The sequence below is a fragment of the Pseudoalteromonas sp. SWYJ118 genome, assembly GCF_015864505.1.
Lineage (GTDB): Bacteria > Pseudomonadota > Gammaproteobacteria > Enterobacterales > Alteromonadaceae > Pseudoalteromonas > Pseudoalteromonas arctica.
In genome coordinates this window covers 93,549-113,318 of sequence record NZ_JADYXC010000008.1, presented here as the reverse complement: position 1 = coordinate 113,318, position 19,770 = coordinate 93,549, and the positions used below count along the sequence as shown (strand labels likewise).

General features: G+C 39.8%; 18 protein-coding genes. 4 read left to right on the top strand and 14 right to left on the bottom strand.

Features of this window, described 5'->3' with window-relative positions:
• Window positions 1-87 precede the first annotated feature (87 nt).
• Window positions 88-1,158: a DUF3083 family protein gene (locus I6F48_RS10050; protein ID WP_165741149.1), complete on the top strand. Its 1,071-nt coding sequence runs from the start codon at window positions 88-90 to the stop codon at window positions 1,156-1,158.
• A gap of 59 nt (window positions 1,159-1,217) precedes the next feature.
• Here the strand turns inward: I6F48_RS10050 and sucD are convergent, their stop codons facing one another.
• The 8 genes from sucD to sdhC form a co-directional block, all read right to left on the bottom strand.
• A complete protein-coding gene (gene sucD, locus I6F48_RS10045; RefSeq protein WP_010552674.1) occupies window positions 1,218-2,090 on the bottom strand; it encodes a succinate--CoA ligase subunit alpha in 873 nt (290 codons plus the stop codon).
• Window positions 2,090-3,256, bottom strand: coding sequence for an ADP-forming succinate--CoA ligase subunit beta (sucC, locus tag I6F48_RS10040; protein WP_007586870.1), 1,167 nt, complete (start codon window positions 3,254-3,256; stop codon window positions 2,090-2,092). The genes sucD and sucC overlap by 1 nt, the downstream gene beginning before the upstream one ends.
• Before the next feature lie 177 nt (window positions 3,257-3,433).
• Window positions 3,434-4,951 carry a 2-oxoglutarate dehydrogenase complex dihydrolipoyllysine-residue succinyltransferase gene (gene odhB, locus I6F48_RS10035; protein ID WP_165727884.1) on the bottom strand — a complete coding sequence of 506 codons (1,518 nt, stop codon included), beginning with the start codon at window positions 4,949-4,951 and terminating at the stop codon, window positions 3,434-3,436.
• Between the two features lie 3 nt (window positions 4,952-4,954).
• Window positions 4,955-7,774, bottom strand: a complete 2,820-nt coding sequence (gene sucA / locus I6F48_RS10030; RefSeq protein WP_165727883.1) for a 2-oxoglutarate dehydrogenase E1 component — start codon at window positions 7,772-7,774, stop codon at window positions 4,955-4,957.
• Between the two features lie 94 nt (window positions 7,775-7,868).
• Window positions 7,869-8,585 (bottom strand): succinate dehydrogenase iron-sulfur subunit, encoded by a 717-nt coding sequence (locus I6F48_RS10025; RefSeq protein WP_007375751.1) that lies wholly within the window; start codon window positions 8,583-8,585, stop codon window positions 7,869-7,871.
• A gap of 10 nt (window positions 8,586-8,595) precedes the next feature.
• Window positions 8,596-10,368 carry a succinate dehydrogenase flavoprotein subunit gene (sdhA, locus tag I6F48_RS10020; protein ID WP_007375750.1) on the bottom strand — a complete coding sequence of 591 codons (1,773 nt, stop codon included), beginning with the start codon at window positions 10,366-10,368 and terminating at the stop codon, window positions 8,596-8,598.
• Window positions 10,369-10,716 (bottom strand): succinate dehydrogenase, hydrophobic membrane anchor protein, encoded by a 348-nt coding sequence (gene sdhD / locus I6F48_RS10015; RefSeq protein ID WP_007586873.1) that lies wholly within the window; start codon window positions 10,714-10,716, stop codon window positions 10,369-10,371.
• A complete protein-coding gene (gene sdhC / locus I6F48_RS10010; RefSeq protein ID WP_076914908.1) occupies window positions 10,707-11,084 on the bottom strand; it encodes a succinate dehydrogenase, cytochrome b556 subunit in 378 nt (125 codons plus the stop codon). The genes sdhD and sdhC overlap by 10 nt, the downstream gene beginning before the upstream one ends.
• 420 nt (window positions 11,085-11,504) lie before the next feature.
• Between sdhC and I6F48_RS10005 the strand changes: the two genes are divergently transcribed.
• The 3 genes from I6F48_RS10005 (at window position 11,505) to I6F48_RS09995 (ending at window position 14,583) form a co-directional block, all read left to right on the top strand.
• Window positions 11,505-12,791: a citrate synthase gene (locus I6F48_RS10005; RefSeq protein WP_007586875.1), complete on the top strand. Its 1,287-nt coding sequence runs from the start codon at window positions 11,505-11,507 to the stop codon at window positions 12,789-12,791.
• 115 nt (window positions 12,792-12,906) lie between these two features.
• Window positions 12,907-14,133: a SufS family cysteine desulfurase gene (locus I6F48_RS10000; RefSeq protein ID WP_165727882.1), complete on the top strand. Its 1,227-nt coding sequence runs from the start codon at window positions 12,907-12,909 to the stop codon at window positions 14,131-14,133.
• A gap of 33 nt (window positions 14,134-14,166) precedes the next feature.
• Window positions 14,167-14,583 carry a SufE family protein gene (locus tag I6F48_RS09995; protein WP_007586879.1) on the top strand — a complete coding sequence of 139 codons (417 nt, stop codon included), beginning with the start codon at window positions 14,167-14,169 and terminating at the stop codon, window positions 14,581-14,583.
• Between the two features lie 6 nt (window positions 14,584-14,589).
• Here the strand turns inward: I6F48_RS09995 and tcdA are convergent, their stop codons facing one another.
• Genes tcdA through msbA form a run of 6 tightly spaced genes read right to left on the bottom strand, consistent with a single transcriptional unit; the run spans window position 14,590 to window position 19,723 of the window.
• Window positions 14,590-15,387, bottom strand: a complete 798-nt coding sequence (tcdA, locus tag I6F48_RS09990) for a tRNA cyclic N6-threonylcarbamoyladenosine(37) synthase TcdA (protein ID WP_165740986.1) — start codon at window positions 15,385-15,387, stop codon at window positions 14,590-14,592.
• Window positions 15,388-16,068: a TIGR01621 family pseudouridine synthase gene (locus I6F48_RS09985; RefSeq protein WP_165740985.1), complete on the bottom strand. Its 681-nt coding sequence runs from the start codon at window positions 16,066-16,068 to the stop codon at window positions 15,388-15,390.
• Complete coding sequence (kdsB, locus tag I6F48_RS09980) at window positions 16,065-16,826, bottom strand: 3-deoxy-manno-octulosonate cytidylyltransferase (protein ID WP_010552668.1); 762 nt, start codon at window positions 16,824-16,826, stop codon at window positions 16,065-16,067. Before kdsB ends, I6F48_RS09985 begins: the two co-directional genes overlap by 4 nt.
• Complete coding sequence (locus I6F48_RS09975; RefSeq protein WP_002961789.1) at window positions 16,814-17,011, bottom strand: Trm112 family protein; 198 nt, start codon at window positions 17,009-17,011, stop codon at window positions 16,814-16,816. Before I6F48_RS09975 ends, kdsB begins: the two co-directional genes overlap by 13 nt.
• Window positions 17,001-17,981, bottom strand: a complete 981-nt coding sequence (gene lpxK, locus I6F48_RS09970) for a tetraacyldisaccharide 4'-kinase (RefSeq protein WP_165740984.1) — start codon at window positions 17,979-17,981, stop codon at window positions 17,001-17,003. The genes I6F48_RS09975 and lpxK overlap by 11 nt, the downstream gene beginning before the upstream one ends.
• Window positions 17,978-19,723 carry a lipid A export permease/ATP-binding protein MsbA gene (msbA, locus tag I6F48_RS09965; protein ID WP_165740983.1) on the bottom strand — a complete coding sequence of 582 codons (1,746 nt, stop codon included), beginning with the start codon at window positions 19,721-19,723 and terminating at the stop codon, window positions 17,978-17,980. Before msbA ends, lpxK begins: the two co-directional genes overlap by 4 nt.
• Window positions 19,724-19,770 lie beyond the last annotated feature (47 nt).

Sequence of the window (19,770 nt, the reverse complement as noted above, 5' to 3'; positions counted from 1 at the left end):
TTATGAATAAAATTTGTTTTAACGCAATATTTAAGTCATCTAAACAGTTTATAGTAGGTAAATAACCTACATTATAAGGATTTAAAGATGGCGACACTTAATCAACATCGTGTATATATTCCAACTAATGCACGCGCTAACCACTACCTTTTAGCTGAAATAACCCCTAATCAGGATTTTTATAAAAGCTTTAGTGATATAAATTGCTGCTATGAACGTATTGCACGCCAGCTGTTTGCTTCTTGTGATGAGTACGAGCTTTATAATGTGCACTTATTAGCGAATGATAAACTACCCGTTGTAAGATTTAATGATGAGTCTTATCAATTAGAAACAGATAAACAAATGCTCTTTTTTTATAATCCCCGTTATCACGAAGCGCATAAGATTTATTACACTGAAGGTACACCGAGTAAAAAAATACGCATTCTATTTTTAGCAACAGGCGATGATTTGCGAGCCAACTCTGCAGAATTTCATAATAAAGTTCAAAAAGTGTTAGACACTTTACAAGGACAACTCTTAATAAATCAGCCCCAGTTTAAACTACGCGACCATCAACACTTAACGTATGACCTATTTGCTAAAGAAAAAGGCAACAAGGAAAGCTATGGTTACAAATTAAGAAGTCTCTACCCTCGCTACCAATCAAGACAATGCAGCATACCCAATGATTATGCAGAGATGACTTACGCCACTTTTACTATACCGGTTTCGCGCGCAATTAAAACGCAGTTTCAAACACTAATGAACACAAACGACTATGCTAAATTTTATGACTACTTTGCATATGCATTTATACGTGCGTGTCAAAATAACAACTTAAACCATGGCGCTATGGTTGCTAACGGCGCAACGCCTATTATACGCAATAGTAAAATAGATAAGAGTGAAGGCAATGATGAACTTCAAAAGTTAAGTTTTGATATTGAATCTAATGAAAATCAAATTAAGCACTTTTCTGAAGCAAGTAAATTAGTAGAAACGCTGCATTTTGTAGTAGTAGCAACGCAGCAGGATAAACATGAAATGGGCTACGGTCGATTTATGAACCAAGTAGAAAAAACAATCTATACTCTGTGTAATGAGCTGGCTATAAATAAACAACGCCAAGACTTATCTGTACGTTTTTTCCAGCATATTAGTTACCCGTTCTAAATTTTCATCTAATAACAAAAAGGCCCGCATGTGCGGGCCTTTTCAAAGGAAACAAGCGATTACCAGCCTGTTTTCTCTTTAAGTGCTTTACCGATATCAGCAAGTGAACGTACAGTTTTTACGCCCGCAGCTTCTAATGCAGCAAATTTCTCATCAGCAGTACCTTTACCGCCGGCAATGATTGCGCCAGCGTGACCCATACGCTTACCTTCTGGTGCAGTAACACCAGCAATGTAAGATACTACAGGTTTAGTTACGTGAGCTTTGATGTACTCTGCAGCTTCTTCTTCTGCAGTACCACCAATTTCACCAATCATTACGATTGCTTCAGTTTGTGGATCTTTTTCGAACATTTCTAGAACGTCGATAAAGTTAGTACCTGGAATTGGATCACCACCAATACCAACACACGTAGACTGACCAAAACCAGCATCAGTAGTTTGCTTAACTGCTTCGTACGTTAAAGTACCAGAGCGAGAAACAATACCTACTTTACCAGGTTTGTGGATATGACCAGGCATGATACCAATCTTAGTCTGACCTGGAGTAATAACACCTGGGCAGTTAGGACCGATCATACGAGTACCTGTTTGATCTAGTTTAATTTTAACATCAACCATATCAAGTGTAGGGATACCTTCAGTAATACAAACTATTAGCTCGATGCCAGCATCGATAGCTTCTAAGATTGCATCTTTACAGAAAGGAGCTGGTACGTAGATAACTGAAGCAGTTGCGCCAGTTTCTTTTACAGCATCACGAACTGTGTTGAATACAGGAAGACCAAGGTGCGTTTGACCGCCTTTACCTGGGCTAACACCACCAACCATTTGTGTACCGTACTCAAGCGCTTGCTCTGAGTGGAAAGTACCTTGGCCACCAGTGAAACCTTGACAGATAACTTTTGTATCTTTATTGATTAATACAGACATTATTTGCCCTCCGCAGCAGCAACAACTTTTTCAGCAGCGTCTGTTAGTGATTCAGCAGCAATGATATCTAGACCAGAGTTCTTAAGAACTTCACGACCTAATTCAGCATTAGTACCTTCTAAACGTACAACTACTGGTACGGTTACGCCAACTTCTTTAACTGCGCCAATGATGCCTTCAGCAATCATGTCACAACGAACGATGCCGCCAAAGATGTTTACTAAAACAGCTTTAACATTGTCGTCAGAAAGAATGATTTTGAATGCTTCAGAAACACGTTCTTTAGTAGCACCGCCACCAACATCCAAGAAGTTAGCCGGCTTGCCGCCGTGTAGGTTTACGATGTCCATAGTACCCATTGCTAGGCCTGCACCGTTAACCATACAACCAACATTACCGTCTAGAGCAACGTAGTTAAGCTCGAAGCTTGCTGCGTGTGCTTCACGAGCATCTTCTTGAGATGGATCGTGGAATTCACGGATTTTAGGTTGACGGTAAAGTGCATTACCATCAATACCGATTTTGCCGTCAAGACAGTGAAGGTTGCCTTCATCTGTAATTACTAACGGGTTGATTTCAAGTAGTGCGAAATCAAAATCAGTGAACATTTTACCAAGACCCATAAAGATCTTAACAAACTGTTTCATTTGTACTGGGTTAAGACCCAATTTGAAACCTAGTTCACGTGCTTGGTAAGCTTGAGGACCTACTAACGGGTCGATCTCTGCTTTGTGGATAAGCTCTGGTGTTTCTTCAGCAACAGTTTCAATTTCAACGCCGCCTTCAGTAGACGCCATGAAAACTACTTTACGAGATGCACGGTCAACTACTGCACCTAGGTACAATTCGTTAGCAATGTCAGTACAGCTTTCTACTAAAATTTTAGCTACTGGCTGGCCTTTCTCGTCTGTTTGGTAAGTAACTAGGTTTTTACCTAACCAATTAGCTGCAAACGCTTTTACTTCTTCGATAGTTTTAACTAGCTTTACACCGCCAGCTTTACCACGTCCACCTGCGTGAACCTGAGTTTTAACAACCCACATATCGCCGCCAATTTTTTCAGCAGCTGCAGCAGCTTCTTCAGGTGTATCGCAAGCGTAACCTGTAGAAACGGGTAAACCATATTCGGCAAAAAGTTGTTTTGCCTGATACTCATGCAAATTCATGATGCTTTATCCAATTTTTTATACTAAAAGAGCTGAATATTTTTTCAAATAAACAACTATCCCAAATTGCGCACCTAGTATAGATCCCAAGGCTTAACATGAAAACCCCAGTACGACCAAAGGCGCAAAAAAAAAGCTGTGAATGTTCATTCACAGCTTACATTTCATACAACTAGATTAAACATCTAGCAATAAGCGAGTTGGATCTTCAAGTAACTCTTTAATAGTCACTAAGAAACCAACAGATTCTTTACCATCAATGATGCGGTGGTCATAAGAAAGTGCTAAATACATCATAGGAAGTATTTCAACTTTACCATTTACTGCCATAGGACGATCTTGGATTTTATGCATACCCAAAATCGAAGATTGTGGCAAGTTAATGATAGGTGTAGATAGCAATGAACCAAATACGCCACCATTAGTAATAGTGAAATTACCACCCGTCATATCAGCAAGCGTTAGCTTACCATCACGACCTTTAAGTGCTAGTTCACGAATACCTTTTTCGATTTCAGCAACAGATAGTTTGTCACAATCTTTAAGTACTGGAGTAACTAGACCACGTGGAGTAGATACTGCAATGCTGATATCGAAATAGTTATGGTAAACAATATCGTCACCATCAATTGATGCGTTAACATCAGGGAAACGTTTAAGTGCTTCAGTTACCGCTTTCACGTAGAAAGACATGAAACCTAAACGAATGCCATGACGCTTTTCAAACGTTTCTTGATACTGCTTACGAAGGCTCATGATTGGTCCCATGTTCACTTCGTTGAATGTTGTTAACATTGCAGTTGAGTTTTTAGCTTCAAGAAGACGTGTCGCAATCGTTTTACGTAAACGAGTCATAGGTACACGTTTTTGAGTACGATCGCCCATCGGTGCTGCTGGAGCAGAAGCTTCTGCTTTTTTAGCCGCTGGCGCTGGTGCTTTTAAGAAAGTATCAACGTCTTCTTTAGTTACACGACCATTTTTACCCGTGCCTTTAATTTTAGAAGCGTCTAAGCCTTTTTCAGCGATTAAACGACGAACTGATGGAGTTAACACATCTGAGCTTTCGCTTGAATCTGCTGCTGGCGCTGCGTCTGCTTTTGCAGCTGGAGCCGCTGGTGCACCGCCTGCTTTAACCGAACCAATTACTTGCTCGCCTAATACAGTATCACCTTCTCCGTGAATGATATCACCCATGATGCCATCTTCTTGAGCTACTACTTCAAGAACAACTTTATCTGTTTCAATATCTACCAAGTTTTGGTCGCGTGTTACAGCGTCACCTGGTTGTACATGCCATGTAGCAATTGTTGCGTCTGCAACTGATTCTGGAAGTACAGGTACTTTAATATCCACTTCTTTACCTTCTGATGCTGGTGCTGATTGCGCCGCTGGCGCGTCTTCTGATTTAGCTGGTGCTGATTCTTCTTTAGTTGAACCTTCACTTGCTGGCGCTGCATCAGCATCACCAAGTAAACCCATAACTTGATCGCCAAGTACGGTTGCACCTTCTTCTTGTGATATCTCTGTAATTACACCGTCGTGCTGTGCAACAACTTCTAGAACCACTTTATCTGTTTCAATGTCTACTAAGTTTTGATCGCGAGTTACTTTGTCGCCAACACTTACATGCCATGTAGCAACGGTAGCATCTGCAACCGACTCAGGAAGAACAGGAACTTTAATTTCTGTGCTCATTGCTTATCCTTTATTTTCTATAGTAAGCGCGTCGGCAACGAGCGCTTGTTGTTCTTTAGTATGTACTGACATGTAACCACACGCTGGTGATGCAGATGCTTTACGTCCTGCATATTTTAATTTAGCACCTTGTGGGATTGCATCAATAAAGTGATGTTGTGAACAGTACCATGCACCTTGGTTTTGTGGCTCTTCTTGACACCATACAAAATCAGTTACGTGTTGGTAGCGCTCTATAATTGTTTTCATTTCATCGTGCGGGAACGGATATAGCTGTTCAACACGTACAATTGCAACATTATCTTGCTCAAGCTTACGACGTTCTTGTAATAGTTCGTAGTAAACTTTACCACTACAAAATACAACACGTTCTACTTTCTCCGGGTTAATATCATCAATTTCATCGATCATATTATGGAAAACACCGTGTGAAAGCTCTTCAAGTGATGAAGTAGCAAGAGGGTGACGAAGTAACGACTTAGGTGTCATTACAATCAGTGGACGACGAAGTGGTCGAACTGATTGACGACGAAGCATAGCGTAAACTTGTGCCGGAGTAGACGGAACACACACTTGCATGTTGTGATCAGCACATAGTTGTAAGAAACGCTCTAAACGCGCTGAACTATGCTCTGGTCCTTGACCTTCGTAGCCATGCGGTAACAAAATTGTAAGACCACATAAACGGCCCCATTTTTGCTCACCAGAACTTAAGAATTGGTCAAATACAACCTGTGCACCATTGGCGAAATCACCGAACTGCGCTTCCCAAAGTATTAGTGATGTAGGCTCTGCTGTTGCATAACCATACTCAAAAGCAACAACGGCTTCTTCAGATAAAACCGAATCAAATACTTGGAAAGTACCTTGGTCTTTACTTAGGTGCTCTAAAGGAGTGTACGTAGCACCATCAGTTTGACTATGAACAACAGCATGGCGATGGAAGAATGTACCACGACCAGAATCTTGTCCAGTTAAACGAATGTCAGTGCCTTCTGTCGCAATTGTTGCATAAGCAAGTGTTTCTGCCATACCCCAATCAAGCGCTTTTTCACCACTTGCCATTAACTTACGATCATCGTAAATCTTTTTAACACGAGATTGAGCAACATATTGCTCTGGGTAAGTTGCAATTTTTTCACCCAGTTCTTTTAGTCTTTCAACAGAAACACTCGCGTCGTAATCAACATTCCACTCGTGGCCAACATATTTAGCCCAATCTGAAGAATGCGAAGTCTCTGGCTGTATTTCTGAAACAACACAGTTGCCTTCATCTAATGCATTACGGTAATCATCTGCTAGAGCTTTAACTTCTTGTTCAGAGAAAGAGCCTTCTGCAATCAGTTGATCAGCGTAAATTAAACGTGGAACTGGATGTTTTTTAATTTTTTGGTACATGACAGGCTGAGTTGCATTAGGCTCATCAGCTTCATTGTGACCATGGCGACGGTAACACACTAAATCGATAACTACGTCGCGCTTAAACTGGTTTCTGAAATCAAGTGCAAGCTGTGTAACAAATGCAACAGCTTCAGGATCATCAGAATTAACATGAAATATTGGTGACTGAACCATTTTAGCTATGTCAGTACAATATACAGTTGAGCGTACATCATCTTGTTTAGAAGTTGTAAAACCTACTTGGTTATTTACAACAATGCGTATACTACCACCACAGCTAAAGCCATTAGTTTGTGACAAGTTAAATGTTTCTTGTACAACACCTTGACCAGTAACTGCAGAGTCACCATGAATTGTAATTGGTAGAGCTTTAATACCAGAGCTATCACCTAAGCGATCAAGACGAGCACGAACTGAGCCCATAACTACTGGATTTACAATTTCAAGATGAGATGGGTTAAACGCAAGCGCCATATGTACGTTGCCACCTTTAGTAGCAAAGTCAGATGAGTAACCCATGTGATATTTAACATCGCCAGAACTTAATGTCTCTTTGTGTTTACCGGCAAACTCATCAAATAATTCTGATGGGTTTTTACCTAGTACATTCACAAGAACATTCAAACGACCACGGTGAGCCATACCAATAACAGCTTCTTGTTGGCCGCTTTCACCAGCGCGGTGAATAAGCTCTTTTAGCATTGGAACTAACGCATCGCCACCTTCGAGTGAGAAACGCTTAGCACCTGGGAACTTAGCCCCTAAATATTTTTCAAGACCATCAGCAGCCGTAAGACCTTTTAGGATACGTAGCTTTTCATCTTTTGAGAATTTTGGCCTAGACTGGACAGATTCTAAACGCTGTTGTAACCAACGCTTTTCCTCTGTTGATGTGATGTGCATATACTCAGCGCCAATTGAACCACAATATGTAGTTTTTAGTGCTTGGTATAGTTCACCTAAAGGCATAGTATCGCGCCCTACGGCAAACGACCCTACGTTAAACTCGCGGTCAAAATCACTTGAAGATAGGTCGTGGTACTCTAGCTCTAAATCTCGTACACGCTCTCGTTGCCAAATACCTAATGGATCTAGGTTTGCATTTTGGTGTCCACGAAAACGGAAAGCATTAATAAGTTGTAGAACTTTAACCTGTTTAAGGTCACCGCCACTACCCTCTGCTACCACTACTTCTCTATGCTTGTTTTTTGCAAGCTGTGCAAACTGTGCTCGAACCTCTGAATGTTTTACTTCAACATCCACACCATCAACTTTAGGTAATTGTTCAAACACTTCTCGCCATTCGTCTGGCACAGAAGTCGCATCGTCTAAATACGCTTCATAAAGCTCTTCTACATAAGCAACGTTGCCGCCGTTTAAATGTGAAGATTCTAGCCATGCCTTCATCACACCTTCGTGCATTTATAAGCCCTTTTTTTTAGCGCAGAAATTAATAGTTATTATAACAAGATGGCTAATATAATTTAATATTAGCCATCTTACCTTTACTAAGCTATCAAACCGCTCGGTTTAGTAACATAGATTTGATTTGTCCAATTGCTTTGGTCGGATTAAGACCCTTAGGACAAACGCTAACACAGTTCATGATACTGTGACAACGGAACACACTGAACGCATCGTCTAAATCCGCTAAACGTTCTTCAGTTGCTGTATCTCGGCTATCAGCCAAGAAACGGTAAGCATGAAGAAGGCCTGCTGGACCAATGAACTTGTCTGGATTCCACCAGAACGAAGGACACGATGTTGAACAACATGCACACAAAATACACTCATAAAGCCCATCTAATTTATCACGTTCTTCAATAGTTTGAAGACGTTCGCCTGCTGCAGGCTGATCATTAATTAAATAAGGTTTAACTTTTTCGTACTGAGTGTAGAACTGACTCATGTCAATAACAAGGTCACGAACCACAGGTAAACCTGGTAATGGACGTACTACGATTTTACCTTTGCCATTTTTTTGTAGCGTAGATAAAGGAGTAATACATGCTAAACCATTTTTACCATTCATGTTAACACCATCAGATCCACACACACCTTCACGGCATGAACGACGGAAAGATAATGTAGGATCTTGTTCTTTTAGAAGAATAAGTGCATCCAACACCATCATGTCGTGACCTTCCTCTGTTTGCAAGGTGTATTCTTGCATACGAGGAGCGTTGTCAACATCTGGATTATAACGATAAACTGAAAATTGTACTTGTGCCATCGTCTATCTCCTAGTAAACACGTGCTTTAGGTGGGAAAGCTTCACGCGTTTTAGGCGCATAGTTTACATCACGCTTACTCATTTCATCCGTTACAGGATTGAATACTGAGTGACATAACCAGTTTTCGTCATCACGATCTGGGTAGTCAAAGCGAGAATGTGCACCACGGCTTTCTGTACGGAAGTTTGCAGCTACTGCAGTCGAGTAAGCTGTTTCCATTAAGTTGTCTAGTTCAAGACATTCGATACGCTGCGTATTGAAGTCTGATGATTTATCATCAAGACGAGCATGTTGCAGACGTTCGCGAATTTCTTTAAGTTCTTGAAGACCTGCAGCCATTGAGTCACCTTCACGGAATACCGAGAAGTTAAGCTGCATACATTGTTGTAGGTCTTTTTTGATTTGAACTGGATCTTCACCTTGGCCAGCCGTTGAATTTTCCCAACGATTGTAACGTGCAAGAGACGCTTCTAAATCTGATTCTGAAGCAGCTTTAGATATTTCAACGTCATTTAGGTACTTACCTAAGAAGTTACCCGCAGCACGACCAAACACAACTAAATCAAGTAATGAGTTACCACCTAAGCGGTTTGCACCGTGTACAGATACACATGCAATCTCACCTACTGCAAATAAACCTTGAACTACTGTTTCGTTGCCTTGAGCATCGATTTGTAGCGCTTGTCCATTTACATTAGTAGGAACACCACCCATCATATAATGACAAGTTGGAATTACTGGAATTGGCTCTTTTGCAGGGTCAACGTGAGCAAATGTTTTAGCAAGGTCACATACGCCTGGAAGACGTAAATTAAGTGTTTCTTCACCCAAATGGTCAAGTTTTAACTTAAGATGTGGACCCCAAGGACCATCACAACCACGACCTTCACGGATTTCAGTCATCATTGAACGTGCAACAACGTCGCGAGACGCTAAGTCTTTTGCGTTTGGTGCGTAACGTTCCATGAAGCGTTCGCCATCTTTATTTAAAAGATAACCGCCTTCACCACGACAACCTTCAGTTACTAGCGTACCAGCACCTGCGATACCCGTTGGATGGAACTGCCACATTTCCATGTCTTGCATAGAAATACCAGCACGTGTTGCCATACCAACACCGTCACCAGTGTTAATGTGAGCATTAGTGGTTGATGCAAATATACGACCTGCACCACCAGTAGCTAATACAACAGCTTTAGATTTGAAGAAGGTAACTTCACCTGTCTCAATCTCAATTGCAGTACACCCTACTACATCACCATTATCGTTTTTAACTAAATCAAGTGCATACCATTCAGAGAATACATTTGTTTTGTTTTTAACGTTTTGTTGATATAGAAGGTGTAATAAAGCATGACCAGTACGGTCAGCAGCTGCTGCAGTACGTGCGGCTTGTTCACCACCAAAGTTTTTCGATTGACCACCGAAAGGACGTTGGTAAACACGGCCATTTTCAAAACGAGAAAATGGTAAACCCATGTTTTCTAATTCGGTAATAGCTTCTGGGCCAGTTTGACACATGTATTCAATAGCGTCTTGGTCACCGATAAAATCGGAACCTTTAACGGTATCGTACATATGCCATTCCCAGTTATCTTCGTGTGAATTACCAAGCGCAACCGTAATACCGCCTTGAGCAGATACAGTGTGTGAGCGCGTTGGAAATACTTTAGATATTAATGCACACGTTTTGCCAGATTCTGTAATTGCTAAAGCAGCGCGCATACCTGCACCACCTGCACCAATTACTACGGCGTCAAATTCACGAACAGAATATTTCACTTAAACACCCCATAATACGATTAGACCAATAGCTACGTAAGCAACGGCCATTAGGTTTAATACAAAACCTAAAACTGCACGAAGCTTTGCGCACTTAACATAGTCTGTAAGAACTTGCCAAAGGCCAATGCGGGTATGAACCATAATGCAAACAAGGGTAATTAACGTAAACCCTTTCATTGCTAGGTTAGAGAAGAGGCCTGTCCAGGCTTCGAAAGTGACTTCTGGCGTCGCTAAAAAATAGCCGATAATAAAAATCGCGTAAGCGCTGATTATTAATGCCGTGGTACGTAAAGATACGAAATCTTGTACACCATCACGTTTTAGAGTTGCTTGATTTAAAACCATATCCACACCCCTGCCAATACGGCAAACACAACACCAAGAGCCATTGAAACTTTAGCGCTGAGGTTACCTGATTCAAGTTCTTCCCAATGTCCCATATCCATAATCATATGACGGATACCACCAATAAGGTGATAACCTAATACAGAAACAGTGCCCCAAGCTATAAATTTGGCAATGAATCCGTTAAACAGACCCTTGACGAATTCAAAACTTTCAGCTGAAGAGAGAGACTCAGACCAAGCCCAAATGACAAACGTTAAAGCAAAAAATAATGCAACACCGGTGACGCGGTGAAAAATTGAAGCTTTAGCCGTTGCCGGCATAGATATAGTTGTTAGATCTAGATTTACAGGTCTTTGCTTTTTCACAGTTACTTGCCCATCTTTGCTCACAGTGGAGCTCATCTACTTGTTTTTCTAAAAACCCACCAAATATTACTGATGGAACTATCAAAATAAACGTACCAAAACAATTAAAGTTCACAAACCTGTAAATTTTAAGCTGTTAAGAATATGTTTACCCAAATACAATACGGTTTAAAACCACCGTTAGTATATATACCCACAGGGCTTTTTACAATTCTTGTTTATTTAGAGATGTTTGCGAATTAGCCAATAGTATTATATTTAATTAATACCGAATATTTATTATACATATATGCATAATGTTTATAAAAATTGACTTTAACCCCCTCTTTCACGTTAAAATGAGAAGATGTGCTTAAAACAGATTTCAGAACTTTAAAATCTAAAAATCAGAATAGATATCTTAATAGGAGATACATAACGATGGCAGATAAAAAAGCCACAGTCCAAATTGATGGACTAGATCCAATCGAACTTCCAATTTATCAAGGCACTGCTGGCCAAGATGTAATCGACGTACGTACGTTAGGTTCACACGGTCACTTTACTTATGACCCAGGTTTCATGTCGACTGGTTCTTGTGAATCTGCAATCACCTATATTGATGGTGGTAAAGGTGTACTACTTCACCGTGGTTACCCAATTGAGCAATTAGCTGAAGACTCAAACTACATTGAACTTTGTTACTTACTTTTAAATGGTGAGTTACCTTCTAAAGAACAATATGAAGTTTTTAAGAATGAAATCACTACAAGCACTATGCTTGACGAGAAAATTGCTAACTTTTTCCAAGGTTTCCGCTTTGACGCTCACCCAATGGCAATGCTTTGTGGCGTAGTAGGTGCATTATCATCTTTCTATCATGAAGACCTTGATATTACTGATGCTGAACAACGTAAAACAAGCGCAGTTAAGCTTGTTGCTAAGTTACCAACAATCGCGGCAATGGCTTATAAAACAAATATCGGCCAACCGTTTGTATACCCACGTAACGATTTAAGCTACGCAGAAAACTTCTTACACATGATGTTCTCTGTACCTGCTGAAGAATATAAAGTTAATCCAGTAACTGCAAAAGCGATGGATAAAATCTTTATGCTTCATGCAGATCATGAACAAAATGCATCAACTTCAACAGTTCGCCTTGCTGGTTCATCTGGTGCTAACCCGTATGCATGTATTGCAGCTGGTATTGCATCTTTGTGGGGCCCTGCTCACGGCGGCGCTAATGAAGCATGTTTAAACATGTTAGAAGAGATTGGCTCTGTTGACCGTATCGATGAATACGTAGCTAAAGCTAAAGATAAAGCTGACCCGTTCCGCCTTATGGGCTTTGGACACCGTGTTTACAAAAACTTTGACCCACGCGCTACAGTAATGCGTCAAACGTGTCACGAAGTTTTAGCTGAGCTGAATATCCAAGATCCACTTCTTGATATTGCTATGAAGCTTGAGCAAATTGCGCTTGAAGACCCATACTTTGTAGAGAAAAAACTATACCCTAATGTAGATTTCTACTCTGGTATTATCTTAAAAGCGATTGGTATTCCAACAAGCATGTTCACTGTAATCTTTGCAATGGCACGTACTGTTGGTTGGATCACTCACTGGGATGAGATGCTATCTCAACCTGGTCATAAGATCAGCCGTCCTCGTCAACTTTATACTGGTTACACTCAACGTGACTACGTATCAACTGACAAGCGTTAATTAACGTTGGTTAGTTTAAAAAGGCCGCATTTTGCGGCCTTTTTTATTAACAACACTTGAGAATTATCATAAACCGATTACAATTCCTGCCTTAAAAACACTATGTAGATGAGCCATGCTTGCTTTAAAGTTTGATATAAATAAAATTAGAAACGACTTCCCAACATTAAATCAAACAATAAACGGCTGCCCGCTTGTTTATTTAGACTCAGCAGCAACCTCACAAAAGCCTCAATCAGTTATAGATACAATTACTGAATTCTATACGTTTCAAAACGCTAATGTACACCGTGGACGCCATACACTTAGCGAGCAAGCAACTTATTCATATGAACAAGTACGGGATAAAACTGCACAGTATTTCAATGTATTTAGTAAAGAGATTGTATGGACTAAAGGTGCTACAGAAGCCATTAACTTGGTCGCTAACGGATTAAAAAAGCGCTTAAATGAAAGTCATACCATAATGATATCTCCGCTTGAGCATCATGCAAACATAGTGCCTTGGCAAATAGTGAGTCAACAAACGGGTGCTAAATTAATAGCGCTTCCACTAAATAAAAATGGCACGCTGAACACCAAAGAATGCTGTGAATTTATAAAAGAAACAAAACCAGCCCTATTAGCTATTACACAAGCATCTAACACACTGGGTAATATCACCGATTTAAAACCACTAATTAGAGCTGCAAAAGACGTCAATTCTCTTGTTTTAGTCGATGGTGCACAAGGTGCACTGCATTTAAAACCCGATTTACGTGAATTAAACTGTGACTTTTATGTCTGCTCAAGCCATAAAATGCTCGGCCCAACAGGATTAGGTGTACTTTATGGTCGATATGAGCAATTAAATACCCTTGATATTTACCAATCAGGTGGGGAAATGATCGATAAAGTGTACTTAACTCACAGTACTTATCGTCCTGCGCCTGCAAAATTTGAAACTGGAACACCAAATATCTCTGGAGTTTTAGGCTTTGGTGCCGCATTAGACTATTTAAATGAATTAGATCACGCAAAAATTCAGCAATATGAGCAAAAATTGTTTAGTTATGCCGCTCAAAAATTGGTAAAGGTTGATGGTATTACAATATATAGCAACCTATCTGACAATATTGGTACACTCTGCTTCAACTTAAATGATGAACATCCTTATGATTTGGCAACTTTACTTGACGGGTACGGGGTTGCAGTAAGGAGTGGACACCATTGTACACAGCCATTAATGACACATTTAGGGCTTAATGGAACGCTAAGAGCGAGCTTTTGTTTTTATAATACCTATGAAGATGTAGATATATTCATTGATTCACTTAAAAAATGTATCGCTTTACTGGACTAAACGTCACTTTAATAGAATTAATTAGGATAACTCATGACAAATACGTTTAACAAAGTCACAGAATCTATAAAAAATGCGCCCGCTTGGCAGCAAAAATATCGTGAGATAATGCTTTTAGGAAAAACTTTACCTGTTTTAGCTGATGTTTTGAAGACTGATGATGCACTTGTACCGGGCTGTGAAAGCAAAGTATGGATGTTTGTTGAATTTGATTTAACAGAAAATACACTTGTTGTAATTGGTGACTCAGATACACGTATAGTAAAAGGATTATTAGCCATTATTTTAGCGCTTTACAATGGCCTCACACCAGAGCAAGTAGTGAATAAAAATGCGTATGAAGAATTTGAAAAGCTCGGCCTTATAAGCCACTTAAGCGCATCACGTGGTAATGGTATTAAAGCCATGGTTGATAAAATACAAACCATGGCACAACAAAAGCTTAGTTAGCAAAAACTAAGCTTGCGAGCGTTGTTTTTTATCTAGATATTTACGCACCGCTTTTGCCGCAACAAAAAAGCCGAAGCTTCCTGTGATCATAGTCACAGATCCAAAACCATTATTACAATCCATATTCATCGAGCCATCAGCACTTTGCTTAGCATGACATACGCTGCCATCGCTTCCTGGGTAAACCAATTGCTCTGTTGAGTAAACACAATCAATATTAAACTTACGTTTAGGATTATTACTAAAATTATACTGCTTACGCAAAATATAACGTACTTTTGCAAGTAATGGGTCTTGCGTAGTTTTAGCTACATCACCAAAAGTTATTTGGCTAGGATCTGTTTGCCCGCCAGCACCACCAGTTGTAATTATAGGTAGTTTATTACGTTTACAGTGAGCAATTAATGCTGCTTTTTCTTTAACTGCATCAATACAATCAATCACATAATCAAAACCTTGAATATGCTCTTGAATATTATCAAGCGTAATAAAGTCATCTATTACATTAATTTGGCACTCTGGATTAATAAGCTCGCAGCGCGCTTTCATTGCATCTACTTTAGCTTGACCAATAGTGCCCGTTAACGCATGAATTTGTCTATTGACGTTAGTCGCGCAAATATCATCCAAATCAATCAATGTTATTTTACCAACACCAGTACGTGCAAGTGCTTCTGCTGTCCAGCTCCCTACACCACCAATCCCTACTACACAAAAATGTGCATCTTGAAGCCAATCAAACTGTTGATGACCATATAAACGTTTAATACCACCAAAACGTATATCTGTAACTTTTTCGCTCATTTACCAATCCAGTTGCCATGGCGACTGCCATGCTTGAAAATCTTGATGTTTAATTAACGCCAAATACTCATCACCATTACCGGGTAATAAAGTTAGCTGTATTTGTTCACCTTGCCATAAAAAGCTCAACGCATATGCATGTAAATAGGTACGATTTGATGGCGTGCCTGAATACATTGCATCGCCTAAAATAGGTGAGCCAACACTTTTTAGTGCCACTCTTAATTGATGCGTCTTTCCTGAGTAAGGTTTTAAAATATACCCTCTAAACCCAGGTTTATAGCTTAGCGAATAAAATCGGGTAATTGCAGGATTCAGCTTACTCGTTAGTAACTTAAACGAGCCACGGCGAGATTTAGCCATATCGCCTTTGATCCACCCCTGCTTCTTTTTCGGTTTAGCGTCACTAACCGCTAAATAAAATTTAGCAATCGCATGCTCAGTAAACATAACAGTAAAGCTGGCCGCAGCGGCTTTGTTTCGCGCTAAAATAATCAGCCCTGATGTCACTTTATCTAAACGATGAACGGCATAAAGCTTTTGCGATAATTGTTGTTCGGCTAACACAACAAAGCCGGGGCCATCTTCTGAATGAAAATTAAGACCCGCTGGCTTTTCTAAAATATAAAAATCGTTATGTGTAAAAATGATTTTTAATATTTTACTTACTTGCTCACTCACACGTTTTTACTTTTAATATGCGCTATCACTTTAGCTAAGTCATCGGGCGTATCAACTCCAGCATGGGGTGCTATTTGAGCTTGCTCTATTTTGATTTTATAACCATGATACAACACACGTAACTGCTCAAGCGATTCAAGTAGCTCAAGTGGCGATACGCTCAATTCTATATATTGTTTAATAAAACCCGCTCTGTACGCATAAATACCTACGTGGCGCTGAAATGGCGCTAAATTAAGAGCACTGCTGTCATTCATCATTGTGCTTCTATCAAACGGAATACTTGCACGAGAAAAATACAGCGCATTTTTATTTATATCGCTAACCACTTTAACGGCATTAGGATTAAATACTTCATCACGCTCTTCAATAGCAACACTTAACGTTGCCATTGGTGCTGTTGAATCACTTAATAGTGCAGCAACTTGGGATACATTTTCTGGCGCAAGTAAGGGCTCATCGCCTTGTACATTAACCACAATTGTATCGCTGTCGAGATCAAGTAAATCAACTACTTCGGCTAAACGCTCAGTACCCGATTGGTGATCTTCGCGAGTCATTACAACATCACTAGTAAATAAACTTACTGCATCAAACACTTTTTGATGATCGGTTGCTATAACCACTTTACTTGCACCTGATAAACATGCTTTTTCGTAAACATGTTGAACCATTGGCTTACCGCAAATATCAGCAAGCGGCTTACCCGGTAGTCGGGTTGATGCAAAACGTGCAGGAATTACAACTACGAATTCCACTTTTCAACCTCTTCTAAAGATAACTCACGTGCTTCGTTTTCAAGCAATACTGGAATATCATCTTGAACGGGGTAAGCAAGCTTAGCTGCAGTACTAATTAGTTCGTTGTTTTCTCTATCAAAGCGTAGTTTACCCTTACAAACTGGGCAGGCAATTATCTCGAGTAATTTTGTATCAAAGGCCATTGAGTATTCCTTTTTCTTTTAATAATGAATTTAATGTGTTTATTACGCTATCGGAAGGCTCTGCATCTATAGGTAAATAATACCAATTAGGTTTTGCAAAGGACTTACATTTAACCGCGTCTTTTTCGGTCATTATAATGCAATCATCACCAAACTGAATAAAATCATCTGCTGTATAAGCATAATGATCTCTAAAGTGATGAGTCGACAATAGCTTAATATTTTGTGCTTCTAATGAGTTTTCAAACCGTTTAGGGTTCCCAATTGCACTTATTGCATGTGCGTGAGTTACCGTATGTTTTGCATCATCACCTGAATTAACTAAGCGAAGGTTACTTACTTGCAGCACGTAGCTATTATTAGCCTGGCCGCCATTTTCAATTACTATATCAACACTTTGTAAGCGTTTAGTTGTTTCGCGTAGTGGCCCTGCGGGCATAACAAAACCATTACCAAAGCGGCGTTCACTATCAACAATACAACACTCAATGCTACGAGGCATTTTATAATGCTGCATCCCATCATCAGAAATAATGACATCTAGCGTATGATTTTTTTCTAATAAATCGATATTGTGTTGTCTATTAGGGCCAACTGCTATTGGGCATTTTAAACGATGGTATAAAAGCACAGGCTCATCTCCAGCCTGCTGAGCATCTACAACTGAAGTGACTAACAGCGGGTAATTATCTGATTGCCCACCATAACCTCTACTAATAATACCCACTGATAAACCTTGCTGTGTTAAATGACTATACAACCACAAAACAAAAGGTGTTTTACCATTGCCGCCTACGCTTATATTGCCGACTACAATAACAGGCGTTTTGCACTCAAAAGGTTTAAGTATTTTAGCGCTGTACAAGAGTTTTCGAAATGCCGATACAACCCAAAACAAAGCACTTAATGGTAATAACAATAAAGTAATTAGACCAAATGGTTTATACCAGCTTTGCTCTATTTTGCTCACGCCTGATCACCAAACTGCATTTTGCAAAGTGCTGAATAAGTACCGTCATTTGCTAATAAGCTACTATGATCGCCACTTTCTATCACACGACCGTTATCAATAACATAAATTCGGTCACTGTTTTCAATAGTAGATAAGCGATGTGCTATAACAATAGAGGTTTTATCTTTCATTAGCGTTTCTAACGCTTGCTGAATAAGCTTTTCAGATTCGGTATCAAGTGCTGACGTTGCCTCATCTAAAATCAAAATAGGTGCATCTTTTAATATTGCACGCGCTATCGCTATTCGCTGGCGTTGACCACCTGAGAGCATTACCCCATTTTCGCCTACCATGGTGTTTAATTGCTCTGGCAGGTCTTTAACAAATTCCCACACGTGCGCTTGTTTGGCAACTTGTTCTAACTCTTCAACAGACACATCGTGCTTTATGCCATAACAAATATTGTTAGCAATCGTATCGTTAAATAACACGACCTGCTGAGACACTAAAGCAAATTGGCGACGCAGATCAGTTAATTTATAATCCTGCAGGGCTATACCATCAAGTAATATTTCACTCGGTAACTCTAAGTCATAGTAGCGTGGTAACAAGTTAGAAATTGTGGACTTACCTGAGCCTGAGCGCCCAACTAAAGCAATACTTTCACCCGCCTCAATCTTTAGCGACAAATCGTTTAATACGGCTTCATCTTTCGTTGGGTACTTAAAGGTTACGTTCTTAACTTCAATTAAACCTTTAACTTTATCAACCGAAACAGTGCCTGTATCTTTTTCCATTTCTTCGTCTAAAACTAAAAATATACTTTGCGCTGCAGAGATACCACGTTGCATATCACTATTCACATTGGCAAGTTGTTTTAGCGGACGCAATAACATCATCATTGAGGCAATTAATGCCATGAAGTCACCAGATGTAATCGTATCAATCATTGATGGCAACGACACCGCCCACAAAATAACTGCCATGGCACTTGCCGCTAAAATTTGAATTATAGACACACTAAGCGCTTTAGTTGCGTCCATTTTGATACGTTGCTGACGATTATGATTATTAATTTTCGAGAAGTGATTAATCTCTTGATCTTGACCACCAAAACCATGAATAACTTTATGTCCGCTCAGCATTTGTTCTGAGCTACGGGTAACTTGCCCCATGGCAGATTGAATGTTTTTAGAAATGTGGCGAAAACGTTTAGAGACGACGGCGACAATAATAGCAACAAGTGGGATGATCACTAAAAATATCAGTGATAGTTGCCAACTGGTATAGAACATTACCGCAAGTAAAAATACAACAAATGCCCCTTCACGTACAACTATTAGCAAGGCTTTAGTAATCGCTTGTTGAACTTGTTCTGTATCAAATGTGATTTTTGAAATTAAATCTCCCGTTGAGTTTTTGTCATGAAAAGAAACGGGTAAGTGCAATATGTGCTCAAATAACTCTTGGCGTAAAGAGCGTACAACTTGGGAGCCTACATAACTTAAGCAGTAAGAAGACATAAAGTTAAAAACACCACGCCCTAGAACTAACGCGATAACGACAAAAGGAGCGTACTTTAAAACTTCTGTATTACGCTGGTTCAAACCTTGATCAATAAACGGCTTCATTAATTGAATAAATAAAGCATCCATTGCTGAATAGCCTATCATCCCAATAATTGCGACAAATGCGACGCTTTTGTAGGTGCCAACATATGAGACAAGACGTTTATAAATTTGTGTAGTACTTTGATCCATAACACTCTCTAAATACAGAAACAATCTGTATTGTATCCTCCGATGAG